The sequence below is a fragment of the Paenibacillus sp. NFR01 genome (assembly GCF_900111565.1).
GTDB lineage: Bacteria > Bacillota > Bacilli > Paenibacillales > Paenibacillaceae > Paenibacillus_AQ.
In genome coordinates this window covers 26,857-42,625 of record NZ_FOIK01000002.1, presented here as the reverse complement: position 1 = coordinate 42,625, position 15,769 = coordinate 26,857, and the positions used below count along the sequence as shown (strand labels likewise).

Sequence of the window (15,769 nt, the reverse complement as noted above, 5' to 3'; positions counted from 1 at the left end):
TCGCGCTATGATCAAGAACCCTACAAATCAATCCGGAGATACGTTAAAGCCGATGAGTTCCTATCTGTCTCCGCAGGTGCGGGAGATTCAGCCTTCGGGCATCCGCCGGTTTTTCGATCTGGCGGCGGGCAGCAAGGACATTATTTCGCTGGGGGTCGGGGAACCGGACTTCAAGACGCCTTGGCATGTACGCGAAGCCTGCGTATACTCGCTGGAACGCGGCTTTACCGGATACACTTCTAACGCCGGGATGCCCGAGCTGCGGGAAGCGATTGCCGATTATTTGCATACCCGTTTTGCGGTGGATTACGATCCGGCGAACCAGATTATCGCTACCGTCGGCGGCAGCGAAGCCATTGATCTTGCGCTGCGTGCGCTGATCGCGCCGGGCGACGAGATTCTGATTCCTGAGCCATGCTACATCTCTTATTCGCCGATTACGGCGATTGGCGGGGGAATCCCTGTCGGCATCGAAACCTTTGGGGAGAATCAGTTCAAGCTGACGGCCGAAGGGCTCGAAGCCAAAATCACCCCGCGTTCCAAGGTACTGATTCTATGTTATCCGAGCAATCCGACGGGAGCGATCATGAGCCGCGAGGACTGGGAACCGATCGCCAAAGTGGTGGAAAAACATGACCTGATCGTGATTTCCGACGAGATTTATGCCGAATTGACTTACGGCAGCAACCACGTCAGCTTTGCCTCTCTGCCGGGGATGATGGACCGGACGATTCTGGTCAGCGGTTTCTCCAAAGCGTTTGCCATGACCGGCTGGCGGATGGGCTACGCTTGCGGGCATCCGGATCTGATTGCGGCCATGCTGAAGATTCATCAATATACGGTTATGTGCGCTCCGTCGATGGGGCAAGTGGCCGCACTGGAGGCGCTGACCAACGGCCTGGAGGAGAAGGACCGGATGGTCGACTCCTACAACCAGCGCCGCCGGCTGATCGTCAAGGGCCTGCGCGAAGCCGGCCTGGAATGCCATGAGCCGCAAGGCGCGTTTTACGCTTTTCCGAGCATTCGGCATACGGGTCTGACATCGGATGAGTTCGCCCAGCGGCTGCTGCGCGAATACAAAGTCGCCGCCGTACCGGGCAGCGTGTTCGGTCTCGGGGGCGAGGGGTACCTCCGTTGCTCTTATGCGACCTCTGTTGCCCAACTGAACGAAGCGCTGGAGCGGATCGGCACATTTGTGACCCAGCTTCAAAATGAACGGGCGTAAGGATAAACTATTGTTTCTGGATGTAAAATTATGGGTAATACTGGGCTATAGCGGATGACCAAATGGTATGGTATTATTTAACTGTATAAACAGGATAATACTTATTAGGAGGGATGTTTGTGCCCGGAACCGATGGTTTATCGTCTTCCTCCGCGCGGCCCCTCAAGATTGAACCTTGCGAGCACAGAGTCTCTCTGGAGGATGAAATTCGTTTGTTGCGCCGCCAAATGGAGATGTTGTTCATTCAGGAAAAATCTTTTACCTCGAAGCCTGTCGTTGAAGCGAGTACAAGGCTCGATCTCAAGCTCAACGAATACATGAAAGTGCGTTTTGCCGGAAATTAGCGAAATGGAAAGAGGCCTGAGGGCCTCTTTTTTGTGTCCAGTGTTCGCAGCCCGCTTATGGCTTCGCCGGACTTTCGCCGGGGCGTGCTTTGATGCCGAACGAAACCATCGGTCCAAAGTAAGCGATCCGCGTCATGATCTGGGCAAGCTGGGCCGGCGTCTGGTCCATTCCGGATTCCAGCCAGTGCATGATTAGTCCAAAGTTGGCGGAGATCATATAGGCGACGACGTAGTCGCGAGGCAAAACGGGATTCGGTACCGCCAGGCTGACTTTATCGTACAAGTGGCTCGAGAGGAGCTCCCTGAGCTTTCGCGCAAACGAAAAATCACCCTTTGGGCCGAGCATAATCCGCAGAAATCCGGCGTGGCGGGCAAGCTCTTCGAAGACCTCTTCGATAATAGGGTATGTCTGGTCTTGTTCGATATAGCGGATCGAATCCTGGAAATCCAGCCGGGCGGCGAACCCCCGGATGCGTTCAAATACTTCATTCTCCAGTTGCTCCACCATATCCGGCACATCGCGGTAATGCAGGTAAAAGGTCCCGCGGTTTACGTTAGCCCGCTTCGTTATATCCGTTACAGTGACATGATCGGCACCCTTTTCTTCAATCAGACCCATAAGCGCGTCGTACAAAAGCTGCTTGGTGCGCAACTGCCTGCGGTCCAGCTTGTCCTCCATGCCAGTCACCTCCCAGGATAAATAAATTTTTTAAGATAATAAACACTTTCGAAAAAAGTGCCCGCTATGGAACAGTTCCGGCCGAATTGACGATTGTAGTTCCCTATACCCCTAATTATAATTAACACCGTGATCAATAATCAATATTGTGTTGATTAAAAATAGGGGTGGATAGAGATGAAAATTTTTAAACAAAAGATCTTATGGGCCGGCGTCGCCATCGTTCTGGTCGTATTGATGGTTTTTGGCCTGGCCATGATGGGCTCGGTCATTAGCGCGAAGCCGAAAAATATTCCGGTAGTGCTGGTGAACGCCGACCAGCCGGTACAGCTTCCCGGCGGTCAGGCACTGGCGGTAGGGGAACTCATTCAAAAGCAACTCACGACGAACGATAAGCTGCCGCTCCAATGGAGCGTCGCGAACTCGGAAGCGGAAGCCCGTAGCGGACTCGACGACGGAACTTATTACGGCGCACTGATCCTTCCGGCCGATCTCAGCGGCGGAATTGCTTCTTTATCTGGAACGGAACCGAAACCGGCGACCGTTACCGTAATCTCCAATGATGGCCTGAACGTGCAGGCGGCAACGGCCGTGAAGCAAGGGCTGGATCAGGCGATGCGCATGGTGAATGCGCAAATGTCCGCTGCGCTGCTCGGCCAGATCGGCAAGACGTCCGGCGGGGTGATTCCGGTAACCGCCGCACAGGCGCTGCTGGCCCCGATTCAGGTAGCGGATGAATCGGTTCATCCGGTTGGCCTCAACAACGCCTCGGGCAATGCGCCGGGCCTTGTCACGCAAATCATGTGGATGGGCAGCCTGGCTTCGGCCCTCGTCTTATTCCAGGCTGGACGAAATGCGGCAAAAGCCGGCTCCAGCCGCATGGTATCCGTAGCGGTGCAAGCATTGGCCGGCACGGTGATTACCGGCCTTGCCGCAGGTTTTATCGTATGGATGGCTTCCGGCTGGTATGGCATGGAGATTTTGAATCAGACGGATGTCTGGCTGGTATTGTGGCTGGCGGGTCTGATGTTTTTCCTGCTGCAATCCGCATTGCTTAATTGGCTGGGCATGTCGGCGCTCCCGCTCTTAATCCTGCTCATGTTCTTCTCGATGCCGCTGCTGAATATGGCGCCTGAATTTCTGTCAAACGTCTCGCATGACTGGCTGTATTCCTGGACCCCGCTCCGCTTCGCTGCGCTGGGCCTGCGGAAGACGATGTATTTCGGCGGGCTGGATGCCGCTTCAGAGAGCACAGCGGTGCTGTGGGCCATCGGCGGCGCCTGCCTGCTGACTCTGCTGGCAGCCGGCTTCAAGAAAGGGAAAGCCGCCACCGTGCAGGTTGAAATGGCTCAGGTGTTGCCCGAAGCATAAGCTGAAGAAAAATAAAGTTTACGAAAAGAGCCCTCGGGCTCTTTTTTTTGCGTCCGGCGTCGGGAAGTCCCGGCTTGCCGCATAATACGGTACAGGATGTTTTCCTCTCATGCCAAACTCTTCATTTGCCTGAGGCGGGTATAGCGATTAAACTATACATATTGCAATGACGGGTCTACGCAGGAGGGAACGGAATGAAAATTTACACGCGCACGGGCGATCAGGGGCAGACATCGGTTATCGGCGGACGAGTAAGCAAGGACGATGCCCAGGTGGAGGCGTACGGGACGATCGATGAGCTGAACAGCTTTGTCGGGCAGGCCCGCAGCCTGATGGACGGAAATGACAATTTTGCCGATACGGCGGAGCAGCTCCTCCAGATCCAGCATGAGTTGTTCGACTGCGGCTCGGATTTGGCCTACGCCAGACCGGATGCCAATACCTATAAAGTCAGCGGCGAAATGCCGCAGCGGCTGGAGGGATGGATCGATGCCCTTACGGCGGAGAATCCGAAGCTTGAACGGTTTATTCTGCCGGGAGGAAGTCCATTGGCTTCGATCCTGCATGTCTGCCGTACGGTATGCCGGCGGGCGGAGCGGCGGACGGTCACACTCGCGCGCGCGGCAGAAGTCAATCCGGAGGTAGCCGTATATTTGAACCGGCTGTCGGATTATTTCTTTACGCTGGCCCGGACGGCCAATACGCGCCTCCACATCCGCGATGTGGAATATGTGCGCAGCGGAAAGGTGTTCCGCAACTAGACATGACGACCTATTATGCGCCATTAACTTATCAAGTGCCGCCGTCCGAGGACGGCTGGCTGCTGAAGACGATCCTCCAGAAGCGGATGGACGTCTCGCGCAAGCTGCTGTCGCGGCTGAAAATGACGGAACAAGGCATTATGCTGAACGGCGAGCGCGTCTATATCAGTGTTAAGGTCAGCGCCGGCGACCTCGTGGAGATCCGGATGGAGCAGGAGACCTCCGAGGATATTTTGCCGCAGCCGATGGACCTCGATATTCTCTACGAGGACGAGCATCTCTTGGCGGTGAACAAAGCCGCGGGAATGATCGTGCATCCGACGCACGGCCATTATACGGAGACGCTGGCCAACGGCGTCGTCCATTACTGGGCCGCCAAAGGGGAACGTTTCCGCTTCCGGCCGGTGCACCGGCTGGACCAGGAGACCTCCGGCGTGCTGGTCATCGCCAAAAACCCGTACAGCCACCAGCACATTTCCGAGCAGATGATTGCCGGGACGGTGGACAAGCGGTACGTTGCTTTTGTACACGGCGCGCCGCCCGCGCCGGCCGGGGACATCGACGGCCCGATCGACCGCGATCCGGCCGAGCCGCACCGGCGGATCGTGACGCCGGACGGTTATCCTTCCTTGACGCGGTATAACGTCAAGGCGGTTTACCCGGACAGCTCCAAGGTGGAGCTGAAGCTGGAGACCGGCCGCACCCACCAGATCCGGGTGCATATGGGCTCGGTCGGCTGCCCGCTCATCGGGGACGGGATGTACCGTCACCCGCTGTACGCCAAAGCCGACCCGTCGCCGCAGGAAGCGGCGGCGCTCGCGCGCATCGCCGCGCTGGATTCCGCGATGCCGCGCCAGGCGCTGCATGCGGCGAGCCTGACCTTCATGCATCCCGTGCGATTGCAGGAGATGCGGCTTACGGCGCCGCTGCCGCCGGACATGGCGGCGCTGGAGCGCCTGCTGAAAGGGCAGGCGTAATAAACCTTTTTACGCAGGAGAGATGAATCACGTGAGCAAGCTGACCGTCTATCAATATCCAAAATGCAGCACCTGCCGCAGCGCCGTCAAATGGCTGAAGGATGCGGGACATGAACTGGAGCTGATCCATATCGCTGAAACGCCGCCGTCCGTTGAACAATTGCGCAGACTGGTGGCAGAGAGCGGACTGCCGCTGAAGAAATTTTTCAATACGAGCGGTGAAGTGTACAAGGAACTGGGGCTGAAAGACAAGCTGGCCGGGATGAGCGAAGAGGAACAGCTGGAGCTGCTGTCGCAGCACGGCATGCTGATCAAACGTCCGGTCGTGTCGGATGGCCGCGCAACAACAGTCGGGTACAAAGAAGATGAATACGGCGAAGCCTGGGGCAAAGCCTAAAGCGAAAAATATAGAGGAGAGGTTTCTTATGAGTTTCGAACCCAAAGGCCGCGTAATGCTCGTCGACGGAATGGCTTTATTGTTCCGGGCCTTTTATGCGACCTCTTACGGCGGGTATATCCGCAAAACCAAAGCCGGACTGCCGACCAATGCGGTGTACGGATTTTTGCAATATTTTTTCGACGCGGTCAGCACGTTCGAACCGACCCACCTGGTCTGCTGCTGGGATATGGGCAAGGGAACGTTCCGCACCGAGAAATACGACGGGTATAAATCGAACCGGATCGAAGCGCCGCTGGAGCTGATTCCGCAGTTCGATCTGGTGAAGGAAGTCGTCGCCGAACTTGGCGTTCCGAACATCGGATTGGCCGGCTATGAGGCGGATGACTGCATCGGCACGCTCTCGGCCTGCTTCAGCGAAGAATCCGAAGTGTACATCGTGACCGGGGACCATGACATGCTGCAGCTGGTGGATGACCGCGTGAAGGTCGTCATTATGAAAAAAGGCCGGTCGAACTATAAAGTCTACGACCCGGCGGAGCTGATGGCGGAGAAGGGGCTTACCCCGGCGCAAGTCATCGACCTGAAAGGGTTTATGGGCGATACGAGCGACAATTATCCCGGCGTCAAAGGCATCGGCGAAAAAACGGCGCTCAAGCTGCTGACGGATTTCGGTTCCGTGGAAGGCGTCATCGAGAACCTGCATGCGCTGCCCAAAGGCGTCCGCGCCAAAATCGAAGCCGATCTCGACATGCTGCATCTCTCCCGCGACCTGGCGGAAATCCGCCGCGACGTGCCGGTTGTCTGCACGCTGACGGAATGCCTGTGGCAGCTGCAGCGCGAGAATGCGGCGCGCAAGTTCGATGAGCTGGAGTTCGGCAGCCTGCTGCATTTGCTGAAGGCGGTACCGGATGATCGGGGCATCGTGCAGATCGAGTTTGGCGAATTAGGCTAATTAAAACTTCTATCCTGCGACATTTGGTATTGACAAAATTTATATTTTATGCTATAATTTACAGATATGTAAATAGCGTATATAATGAGATTCTCCTGGCCAGGGGGAATCTCTTTTTTATTATGGAGGCAAAAAGATGAAAGAGAAGGAATCCAGCGTTACTTCTTTGGTTGCGGCGTTTGGCCGTGCTTATCACAGCCGGTATGATCACCCGGTGATCTTCAACGATTCGTTGGCGGGTCAACTGATTACCGAGCAGGAGTTTGCCGAGATCAGCGGTCATATGATTCAGGGAAAGGACTTTTTCAGCCGCGGGGCGGAAGAGCCGGTCGGCGAGAAGCCGGAAGACATCCTGCGCTGGATTACCCAGGTGCAGCTGTCGCCGACTCCGCTGGCGCGGGCCGCATTCTGCGAAGCGGTGCTGCAAAGCGAGGTCCGGCTCGGAGCGGAGCAGTACGTCATTCTCGGCGCCGGACTGGACAGCTTTGCGCTGCGGCATCCGGAGCTTGCGGCGCGGCTGCACGTCGTCGAGGTGGACCACCCGGCCACTCAGGACTTTAAACGGAAGCGTCTGGAAGAGGCCGGGTTGTACGTGCCGGATCATCTCCGCTTTGTGCCGATGGATTTTGCCGATGGCGCCGATGAAGGGAAATGGGCAGCCGCCGGGATCGGGCGGGGCAAGACCTTTTTCAGCCTGCTGGGCGTATCCTATTATATAAGCGAAGAGGACCTGGCCGCACTGCTCCGGACGCTGTTTGCGCTTGTACCCAAAGGAAGCTCCATCGTGCTGGATTATGCTGACGAGCATCTGTTTGAGGCCCAAGGACGGGCAAACCGGGTGCAGAATATGCTGGCGATGGCGGCGGCCGGCGGCGAGCCAATGAAAGCCTGCTATTCGCAGGCTGCGCTGACGCGGCTGCTGGAACAGGCAGGCTTGCTGGTTTACGAGCATTTAACGCCGGAAGCCATTCAGGAACGGTTTTTCCGGGATCGCGAGGACTACCTGTCGGCATTTGAGACCATTCATTATATCCATGCGGTGAAAATATAACTATTGCGCGCGGCTCTCGAACCTTCTCCGCTGCATGATGTACAGGAACAAGGCAACCAGCAGAATGATGTAGAGAATCGGGTAGAGAAGTTCGGCCAAGCCTGGCGAACTCTCCGCTTGCGGGCGGTCGCTCAGAAGATGCAGCACCATGCGGAACGGAGGAATCAGCCAGCCGAGCGCAGGCGATGTCCGGTTCACGATGCCTTGCCCGCCAAGCGCGGCGGTAAGCACGAGACATAACACGAGAAAAGCGACCATGCCGGAGCGGAACAATCTGCGGTTGAACCAGGCTGCGACGGCGATGCCAAGCCAGACGGCAATCTGGTGGCAGAGGAAGGCGGTGAGCACCTGGGCAACGGTTGGAGCATGGTCGAATTTATCGAAAATAATTGGGTAGACGATGGCGAACACGGAGAGCGGAAGGCTGAACATCCAAAGGTACAGCAGCTTTAAAGCGTAAAGGCGCATGATTTTTCCGGAGTGAAGAAAGGTGAGAATCTGCTGCGTTTCGTCCTCCAGATCGATAAATCCGAAGCATAGCCAGGCGGCGATCAGAAACATCAGTGTGGCGGTAACGGCGTAGCTGTCCATGACCGGGTTGGGAACGATTCCGTACAGAAAAAAGATAAAACCCAAGCAGACCGTGAGCGGGGCGGCGAAACGGTACGAACGCAGGTAATAGCGGTGATAATAACGCAGTGCATACAGCATCGTTTACGCTCCTCTCCGGCTGACTTCGATAATGGAGCCGCCGTTTTGCAAAATCAGCAGCAGCAGACGGTCCACATGCGCCTCGTGTATAGTGAGCTGTGTCAGTCCCTGATGAACCGAAGCGTCCAGAATTCCTGGTTCTGCGGGGGCGAAAATCTCGTTCTCCGTAACGCTCAGACGGCACAAGATCCGCATCTGCCGTTCATAGCCTTCCCGATCATGGTCTTGCCGGTTATCGGCAAACGGTTCTGCAAGGGAGGCGTTGGCTACATGTATCACTCTGTCCGCGACGCCTTGAAGCAGCTCCGGTTCATGCGCGGAGATCACGATGGCAACCTCTCTTTGTTTGAGGCCAAGCAGCGTACCGATCAGCAGCGGCACGGAGGCTGCATCCAGACCGGACAACGGCTCGTCCAGCAGCAGAAGGTCCGGCTCGGCGAGTATGGCCTGCATGAAGTTGACCTTTTGCAGCATGCCCTTGGACATCTCCCGCAGCGGAATGTCGGCGGCCGGCAGGTTGAGCAGGGTATGGAGCTCGCGGATGGTCTTGCGCAGCCCCTCTTTAGGCAGCCCTTGTATTTGGCCCATGTGCATCAAATATTCGCCGGACGTGAATTTTAGCCTGGGAAAACGGTCAGGCATGTAGCCGATCCGCAGCGGTTGCCGTTCACGAATGAGGCGCCGGCCGGAGGTTGGCGGAATCCATCCGCCGATTAATTGGATGAGCGTGCTTTTGCCGGAGCCGTTTGCGCCCTGGAGCAGCACGGTTTGACCCGGCCGAAGGTCCAGCGATACGGAAGAAAGCACGGTTTTCCTGGAATAACGTTTGGTGACCTGGTCCAGCCTGACTATCGGATCCACAGCGTGTGAGCCTCCTAGGTAATAATAATGAACAAAACCTCAAATATCCTATTGTCATTATATCCCTTTTCCTTTTTCTGCAGGAAGAGGGTTCTTTTTGTGCGTTTTCTTTTTTGATTGACGAAGGCGGAAAGCCATGTTTATAATGTTAATATAATAATTACTTCATTAATAAAAATATTAATTAAATGGAGGGGCTTTATTCATGGCACATCGCGCGGTATTAAACGCGGATATCCGCAAGGGAACGATCAACCGCAACATTTACGGTCATTTCTCCGAGCATCTGGGACGCTGCATTTATGAGGGCATTTGGGTGGGAGAAGACTCGCCGATTCCGAATACGAAGGGCATCCGCAACGATGTCGTGGAAGCGCTTAAAGAAATCCAAATTCCGGTGCTCCGCTGGCCGGGCGGCTGTTTTGCCGACGAATACCACTGGCAAGACGGCATCGGGCCGAAGGAAGGCCGCAAGCGGATGATCAACACCCATTGGGGCGGCGTCGTGGAGAACAATCATTTTGGCACGCATGAGTTCATGGAGCTGTGCAAGATGCTGGACTGCGAGCCGTACATCAATGGCAACGTCGGCAGCGGCACGGTGCAGGAGATGTCGGAATGGGTGGAGTACCTGACCTTTGACGGCGTGTCCCCGATGGCGGAGCTGCGCCGGGCGAACGGGCATGAAGAAGCGTGGAAGGTCAAATATTTCGGCGTCGGCAACGAGAATTGGGGCTGCGGCGGCAACATGCGTCCGGAATATTACGCCGATCTGTACCGCCGCTATCAGACGTATGTGCGGAATTACGGCGACAACAAGATTTACCGGATCGCCTGCGGCGCGAACTCGAACGATTACAACTGGACGGAAGTGCTGATGCGCGAAGCCGGACGGTTCATGGATGCGCTGACGCTGCATTTCTATACTCTGCCGACCCAGGAATGGAACGACAAAGGCGACGCGACCGGCTTCGGCGTAGACCAGTGGTTCTCGACGCTGCAGGAAGCGCTGAAGATGGATGATTTGGTGGCCCGCCACAGCGTGATCATGGATAAATACGATCCGGAGAAAAGAGTCGGCCTGATCGTCGACGAATGGGGCACCTGGTACAACGTTGAGCCGGGTACGAACCCGGGCTTCCTGTACCAGCAGAACTCGATCCGCGATGCGCTGGTGGCCGGGGTGACGCTGAATATTTTCCACAAACACAGCGACCGTGTGCAGATGGCGAACATTGCACAGACCGTGAACGTGCTGCAGGCCGTTATTTTGACCGAAGGGGAAAAAATGCTGCTTACCCCGACGTACCATGTGTTCAACATGTACAAGGTGCATCAGGACGCCCAGCTTCTTGACCTGGCGGTCGAAAGCGGAACGTACAGCCTGGACGGCGCGGGGATTCCGGAAATTTCCGCTTCGGCGTCCGTCAACGCCGAAGGCGTCATCCATGTCAGCCTGTGCAACCTGAACCATGAGTCGGCGGCCAACCTGCCGCTTGAACTGCGCGGACTTGTGACTGCCGGCGCGGAAATTACCGGTACCGTGCTTACCGGTGCCGCCCTTGATGCGCACAACACCTTCAGCGAGCCGGAAGCCGTTGTGCCGGTGTCGTTCAGCGGCTTCAAGCTTGAAGGCGATACGCTGAACGTGGAACTGCCGCCGCGGTCGGTAACGGTTCTGGCGATCGCGCCCAAAGCGTAAGGCCGGCGGCGTATGGCGATGGCAAGTTCTCAAGGCTCGGCATGCAAGGCATGCCGGGAAGAATACAAGGTCACGGATGCGCAGATCGCCCGCATACTGGCGTCGTCCATGTTTAACGCCGCCAATACGGCGAGCGACGAGGTGTACGCCGAGCGCTTAGCGCTCTGCGCCGCCTGCCCCAAGCTGCAGGACGGCGTGACCTGCACCGCTTGCGGGTGCATTATCCCGGTCGTTGCAAAGCTGAAGGACCGCGGGTGCCCCCTGCCGGGCGGGGGCATGTGGCAGGCGGTGGCCGGCTAGACGGCGGCGCACCGGTTGCACGGCTGCGGCGGTATTGCGGATACGCAGCAGTAAATCGAAAAACCGAGGGCAGCTTCCTGTGATGGGAGGCTGCCCTCGGTTTTTGTGCTTTTACGGTTGGCGTAGGGTAAAGTGCGGAGGGTCCAATGGTGTGCCGGCCGGCAAAACTTAAAGGCGTAGTTTGCGAGCGACCCATGGCGCGTCAGAAGCCAGACCGTTCGTTATGCCGTCCGCCGGACTGGAGAACGTATGCAAAACCAAATTCGCCAGCCCGGCCGAGAGTTCATTGGTGCACCGAACCGTACATTACGTCAGTCCAGTCAGCCCAGGGTCCAATGGTACATTAGACTGAGTCCCAACCTGGCGATAGTCGCGCGAAAACCAAATGCGGAATGTGCGAGCGTCCATTGGTCACCTGAGCGTGCGCCAGCCCGGCGCAAATCTGTGCATCAACTCATACACCGCCCATCCCTCGCCATTCCATCCAAGGTGCCTAGATTCGTACATTGGATGGTCGAGTGGGTCCGTAACGGACCTGAGCGCCGCTATTTGCCCAAAAACCGACGGAATTGAGTTCTTACGGACCTGAGCGCCGTTATTGACTCCAAAATGCTCGATAATCTGCCGAAATGAAGCAAATAACGGCGTTGACGTCCGTTAGAAGGGGAAATATCTTGTTTTGAGAGAAATAACGTCTCTCAGGTCCGTTACATTCCACTTGTCAGCAAAGAGCAGAGAGTACCAGTACCGGGAGTAGCACCAAGCACCAGTATAGGGCAGAGGCGCCATCCATGAACACGAACCATCGTGCTCGCCGTACTTTATGTCAAACTCGGAACGCAGAGTATTGTACAACAAGCATGAACTATGCACCAAGCACCAATGTCGTACACCAGCCACCATGAACTATGCACCAAGCACCAATGTCGTACACCAACCACCATGGACTACGCACCACACACCAACCATCACGCACTGCACTTCACGTTCTTTAAAATTTCTGTTTTTTTCGATAGCGCAGACGATGATTACATACTGCTGGCGTTGGAAGCAGAGAGTTGCCTATTCGACCTGTATTGAATAAGAAAGAGAGCATTTCTGGATATTTTTATCGAGTGCTTAAATCAAATTATTTTTCTTCTGCATCTTCAATGATTTCTAAGCTGGATATCACTTCATCCCAAGCGCAAAACAATTTTATTCCATTATTAGCGCGAACCCGTTTGGCCCATATGGTAATACAAGATGATCATGCTTTGAGAGAAAAGACACTCCTCTCACAACAAGCAAAAAAATAAGTCGAAAATTAATGTTGCATAATAAGGTAAAGTACTGTCCTCATGTATTGTGGAGAACTACTTCCATCAATTCGGATGGTATGTACTGCTATTAATCCTGTGTATACACCACAATATTTATCTTCTAAGATGTTCGAAATGCAAGGCATAATTAGCATGAAAACTTTTACCGATGGATTCTGTAAGGTTTGTGATTTTCTGTTTGTAAAAACACCATTAACACCGATATGCCCTTATCGTGGGAAAAGTCCTGGAAGGCTCCTCTTGCTATAAGGTAAAAAATCCATTTGGTCCAGGTTATGAAATTACTTTATAGTTAAACGTTACCGAATTAAATCAACTCATAGCTTGATCCTAAACAGCCGGTTTCCTTCTCCTACAACAGATGTCCTTTAACGGGAGCTTGCCCTGTTAGCAGGACAGTTGATGACGGGCTACATCAATGAGTCCCTTCTCCTGATCTTCCAACCTGACATTCTCCATGGCCATCCTTCTTTTCACTGCCGGATAGCAACAATTATTTGAAATATGTTATCAAAGTTTAATTAATGGTATAGAAAAGTTGGTTTAATATCATCTATTATTCAAGGGGATTATTACAAAATATGGGATAGATGTACATGTTTGGCCTTATCACCCAGTGCAAAGCACAGTTAATAACGTCGATTCCGCCAATGTGAAATATGCCTATTATCCGAACGGGAGAGTTAAAACGGTATCGTATCCTCTATTAACAGACGGAAGCATCCTTACGATGGATTATACGTACGATAAATTAAATCGAATCTCTATGGTTAGTAACAAAAAGGGCTCATCCGTACTGTCTTCGACCAGTTACTCATACGATGACAACGGAAACGTTACCACATTGATCCAGACGATGCTCAATCAACCGACACGTACGAATAACTACATCTATGACAAATTAAATCGGTTGACTAGCGTTACAAGAGGTGACGGCACTTCAGTAACTTATACGTACGATCTCTTGGGAAATCGCCTGACACTAGCGGATACAGGGGAAGCAACGAATTCGTTTGACGACATCAGCTATCAGTATGATTTGAATAACACGCTCGTCAGTGCTGCCAAAGGTACGAATACGACAACCTTTGATTATGCTGCGGATGGGTTGAGGTATAAGAAGACAACAGGTAGCAAGGTAATACAGTATCGTTACAATACTAAGCAAGAAGTTGTCGCAGAGGTTGATGGAAGCAACCATACGATTGCGAACTACGTGCGTGGAGACCGATTGTTGGTTAAAAAGGATGTGGCTTCTAACAATAATTATTATTATCTATACAACGGGCATGGCGACGTGATTCAGATCGTCGATACAAGTGGCAATGTGGTCAATACCTATAGTTATGATGAATGGGGGAACATCGGCAATCAAACTGAAGGAACACCAAATGTATTTAAATATGCTGGAGAAGTCTACGATGACGAGACAGGACTTTATTATCTTCGAGCAAGGTATTATGACCCTGCTGATGGACGGTTTATCAATGAGGATACGTATGAAGGGCAGATTGTTAATCCGCTAAGTTTGAATTTGTATACGTATGTAACTAATAACCCGTTGATTTATACTGATCCTACAGGGCATTATAATAATCATTATGATCATGGGGGCAGTGGTGGATTCTTAATAAGATTTCGAAGTAACTTTAAGACTAGTCCAGAGAAGCTACCTGAGAAGATTAAAACTCCGAGTACTCCAGTTAGAATAAATTTAACTCAATCAGAAGTAGATAGCTTACGCGCGGAAACTAACAGTCTTCGGGCTAGAGCTACTTCTGAGGGGACGGGTAATGTTAATAGGGTAATCTCAAGTGTTGATGATTTATCAGATGCTTCAAGGGCTAATATTACTACTAGTCAGAGGGCAACTCTGAATCAACAGGAAAGAACATATTCGCATTTAACCGAAATGGATTTAAAAGGAGCACAGAGGGACTTGGATGGTAATCCAGTTCCAAAACCAGGTGGAGGTTATTATGATCATGCTCAAGAAGTTTCTGATGCATATCGTGGTTTATCAGATATGAAAAAAAGTTGGGAAGGGATTCTTAAGAATCCTAATTTAGATACTGAACTTCGCCAACTCTACACGTCAAAGTTAAACGAAGTAAATAATACAATGAAAAAAGTAGAAGATATGTTTACTCCCCACGGGGGAGTGTTCCCACCAAAATAATGATTGGGGTTATGTAAATATGTACAATAGAAAGAAGAAGTTAAAAGAGTTTTTAACGAGAGAAGAATATGAGGTTGTAGTACAAAATGCAACGAATTTTTCCGATACGCCACTGCCCGTATGGCACTTGGAAATTATGGAAAAATGTCTAAGTGAGTTATCTAACTTTGATCTGATTCGTTGTATTAGACAAGATGTTTTTACAAACTTAGCAACATTTGAAATCATTGTGAGGATTGATGAAAATAACACTCCTTTCTACGCTGATATTGATTCGCTAGAGCTAATGGAAAAACTATCATCCGTTAGTTCGGAAATTCTCTTAACACATATGGATGAATTAATTAGAATGATCGATAATATTGAGAAAAGGAATTTAATAGATTTAGCAGATGTTTGGATGTTTGATGAACAGAAGGAAACGTATAAAGGCTATGTAGATATGATAAATAGGAAAATTCACTAATGTAAGATTTTAAGTTTTGACGGTGGGGCTACCCAGTGCCGAATGAACCCATATTTCAACCAATAACACATATAACCTATGTAAAATGCCACAATGCGAGCTAGCCGCCCGTGTTGTGGCATTTTTTTCTTAAGCAAGTCGCGTCGGCTATTTGGAACAGCCCCCACCCAGTGCCGAATGAACTACTATATCAAGAACCATAGGAGTTTACCTTCATCATCTCCGTATGAAATTCTCCCGAAAAGGCCGTACGTACATATGTTTGAAAAAGTATACCTACTTCCTGTAAGTTCTTCCCCTTGCTGACCTTCATAATACTCAGATACCACCGTATTTGAAGTTGGATTCCTTACCTTCGCTTTCTCACAGATTTTTCAACTGTATGATTCGCCGCAACTTTACGGATACATAGATCGCCCACTGAGATTGAGGTGTAAATTATTATTTGCTTCGCAACGATCTAGGGAT

16 protein-coding genes are annotated in these 15,769 nt (G+C 52.5%); 13 read left to right on the top strand and 3 right to left on the bottom strand.

All coding sequences use genetic code 11. The annotated features are described in order from the left end of the window. Nucleotides 1-7 precede the first annotated feature (7 nt). Together BMW84_RS11500 and BMW84_RS11495 are read left to right on the top strand one after the other, a co-directional pair. Nucleotides 8-1,225 (top strand): aminotransferase class I/II-fold pyridoxal phosphate-dependent enzyme, encoded by a 1,218-nt coding sequence (locus BMW84_RS11500; protein WP_091068391.1) that lies wholly within the window; start codon nt 8-10, stop codon nt 1,223-1,225. Nucleotides 1,226-1,392: 167 nt separating this feature from the next. Further along, on the top strand, nt 1,393-1,569 hold the full coding sequence (locus BMW84_RS11495) for an aspartyl-phosphate phosphatase Spo0E family protein (protein ID WP_254772993.1): 177 nt from the start codon (nt 1,393-1,395) through the stop codon (nt 1,567-1,569). Between the two features lie 55 nt (nt 1,570-1,624). Here the strand turns inward: BMW84_RS11495 and BMW84_RS11490 are convergent, their stop codons facing one another. Further along, nucleotides 1,625-2,248 carry a TetR/AcrR family transcriptional regulator gene (locus BMW84_RS11490; RefSeq protein ID WP_091068389.1) on the bottom strand — a complete coding sequence of 208 codons (624 nt, stop codon included), beginning with the start codon at nt 2,246-2,248 and terminating at the stop codon, nt 1,625-1,627. A gap of 177 nt (nt 2,249-2,425) precedes the next feature. On the opposite strand from BMW84_RS11490, the gene BMW84_RS11485 reads away from it, so the two are divergent. The 6 genes from BMW84_RS11485 (at nt 2,426) to BMW84_RS11460 (ending at nt 7,760) form a co-directional block, all read left to right on the top strand. Beyond that, nucleotides 2,426-3,619, top strand: coding sequence for a YhgE/Pip domain-containing protein (locus tag BMW84_RS11485; protein ID WP_091068387.1), 1,194 nt, complete (start codon nt 2,426-2,428; stop codon nt 3,617-3,619). Nucleotides 3,620-3,813: 194 nt separating this feature from the next. Next, nucleotides 3,814-4,380, top strand: a complete 567-nt coding sequence (locus tag BMW84_RS11480; RefSeq protein ID WP_091068385.1) for a cob(I)yrinic acid a,c-diamide adenosyltransferase — start codon at nt 3,814-3,816, stop codon at nt 4,378-4,380. 2 nt (nt 4,381-4,382) lie between these two features. Then, nucleotides 4,383-5,357, top strand: coding sequence for an RluA family pseudouridine synthase (locus tag BMW84_RS11475; RefSeq protein WP_091068384.1), 975 nt, complete (start codon nt 4,383-4,385; stop codon nt 5,355-5,357). 31 nt (nt 5,358-5,388) lie between these two features. Beyond that, nucleotides 5,389-5,754 carry an arsenate reductase family protein gene (locus tag BMW84_RS11470; RefSeq protein ID WP_175498778.1) on the top strand — a complete coding sequence of 122 codons (366 nt, stop codon included), beginning with the start codon at nt 5,389-5,391 and terminating at the stop codon, nt 5,752-5,754. Between the two features lie 28 nt (nt 5,755-5,782). Beyond that, nucleotides 5,783-6,709, top strand: a complete 927-nt coding sequence (locus BMW84_RS11465) for a 5'-3' exonuclease (protein ID WP_091068380.1) — start codon at nt 5,783-5,785, stop codon at nt 6,707-6,709. 136 nt (nt 6,710-6,845) lie between these two features. Beyond that, nucleotides 6,846-7,760 (top strand): class I SAM-dependent methyltransferase, encoded by a 915-nt coding sequence (locus BMW84_RS11460; RefSeq protein ID WP_091068377.1) that lies wholly within the window; start codon nt 6,846-6,848, stop codon nt 7,758-7,760. Here the strand turns inward: BMW84_RS11460 and BMW84_RS11455 are convergent, their stop codons facing one another. Further along, a complete protein-coding gene (locus tag BMW84_RS11455; protein WP_091068375.1) occupies nt 7,761-8,471 on the bottom strand; it encodes a hypothetical protein in 711 nt (236 codons plus the stop codon). It lies immediately after the preceding gene. A gap of 3 nt (nt 8,472-8,474) precedes the next feature. Continuing rightward, nucleotides 8,475-9,332 carry an ATP-binding cassette domain-containing protein gene (locus tag BMW84_RS11450; protein ID WP_091068373.1) on the bottom strand — a complete coding sequence of 286 codons (858 nt, stop codon included), beginning with the start codon at nt 9,330-9,332 and terminating at the stop codon, nt 8,475-8,477. Nucleotides 9,333-9,537: 205 nt separating this feature from the next. Here BMW84_RS11450 and BMW84_RS11445 point away from each other — a divergent pair, with 205 nt between their 5' ends. The 5 genes from BMW84_RS11445 (at nt 9,538) to BMW84_RS11430 (ending at nt 15,301) form a co-directional block, all read left to right on the top strand. Further along, the gene (locus BMW84_RS11445) at nt 9,538-11,034 is read left to right on the top strand and encodes an alpha-N-arabinofuranosidase (protein WP_091068371.1); all 1,497 of its coding nucleotides are present in this window, start codon (nt 9,538-9,540) and stop codon (nt 11,032-11,034) included. Nucleotides 11,035-11,052: 18 nt separating this feature from the next. Further along, nucleotides 11,053-11,334, top strand: coding sequence for a DUF6171 family protein (locus tag BMW84_RS11440; RefSeq protein WP_091068368.1), 282 nt, complete (start codon nt 11,053-11,055; stop codon nt 11,332-11,334). Nucleotides 11,335-12,392: 1,058 nt separating this feature from the next. After that, complete coding sequence (locus BMW84_RS24500; RefSeq protein WP_139209618.1) at nt 12,393-12,632, top strand: hypothetical protein; 240 nt, start codon at nt 12,393-12,395, stop codon at nt 12,630-12,632. A gap of 868 nt (nt 12,633-13,500) precedes the next feature. Further along, nucleotides 13,501-14,835, top strand: coding sequence for an RHS repeat-associated core domain-containing protein (locus tag BMW84_RS11435; protein ID WP_175498777.1), 1,335 nt, complete (start codon nt 13,501-13,503; stop codon nt 14,833-14,835). 19 nt (nt 14,836-14,854) lie between these two features. Further along, entirely contained in the window at nt 14,855-15,301 is a 447-nt protein-coding gene (locus BMW84_RS11430) for a contact-dependent growth inhibition system immunity protein (RefSeq protein WP_091068364.1), read from the top strand. Nucleotides 15,302-15,769: the final 468 nt, after the last annotated feature.

Bases quoted from the DNA above. Each gene is read 5' to 3' on its own strand.
- BMW84_RS11460 (WP_091068377.1), top strand. From the start codon at position 6,846: ATGAAAGAGAAGGAATCCAGCGTTACTTCTTTGGTTGCGGCGTTTGGC.
- BMW84_RS11430 (WP_091068364.1), top strand. From the start codon at position 14,855: ATGTACAATAGAAAGAAGAAGTTAAAAGAGTTTTTAACGAGAGAAGAA.
- BMW84_RS11485 (WP_091068387.1), top strand. From the start codon at position 2,426: ATGAAAATTTTTAAACAAAAGATCTTATGGGCCGGCGTCGCCATCGTT.
- BMW84_RS11440 (WP_091068368.1), top strand. From the start codon at position 11,053: ATGGCAAGTTCTCAAGGCTCGGCATGCAAGGCATGCCGGGAAGAATAC.
- BMW84_RS11445 (WP_091068371.1), top strand. From the start codon at position 9,538: ATGGCACATCGCGCGGTATTAAACGCGGATATCCGCAAGGGAACGATC.
- BMW84_RS11500 (WP_091068391.1), top strand. From the start codon at position 8: ATGATCAAGAACCCTACAAATCAATCCGGAGATACGTTAAAGCCGATG.
- BMW84_RS11455 (WP_091068375.1), bottom strand. From the start codon at position 8,471: ATGCTGTATGCACTGCGTTATTATCACCGCTATTACCTGCGTTCGTAC.
- BMW84_RS11465 (WP_091068380.1), top strand. From the start codon at position 5,783: ATGAGTTTCGAACCCAAAGGCCGCGTAATGCTCGTCGACGGAATGGCT.
- BMW84_RS11475 (WP_091068384.1), top strand. From the start codon at position 4,383: ATGACGACCTATTATGCGCCATTAACTTATCAAGTGCCGCCGTCCGAG.
- BMW84_RS11490 (WP_091068389.1), bottom strand. From the start codon at position 2,248: ATGGAGGACAAGCTGGACCGCAGGCAGTTGCGCACCAAGCAGCTTTTG.
- BMW84_RS11480 (WP_091068385.1), top strand. From the start codon at position 3,814: ATGAAAATTTACACGCGCACGGGCGATCAGGGGCAGACATCGGTTATC.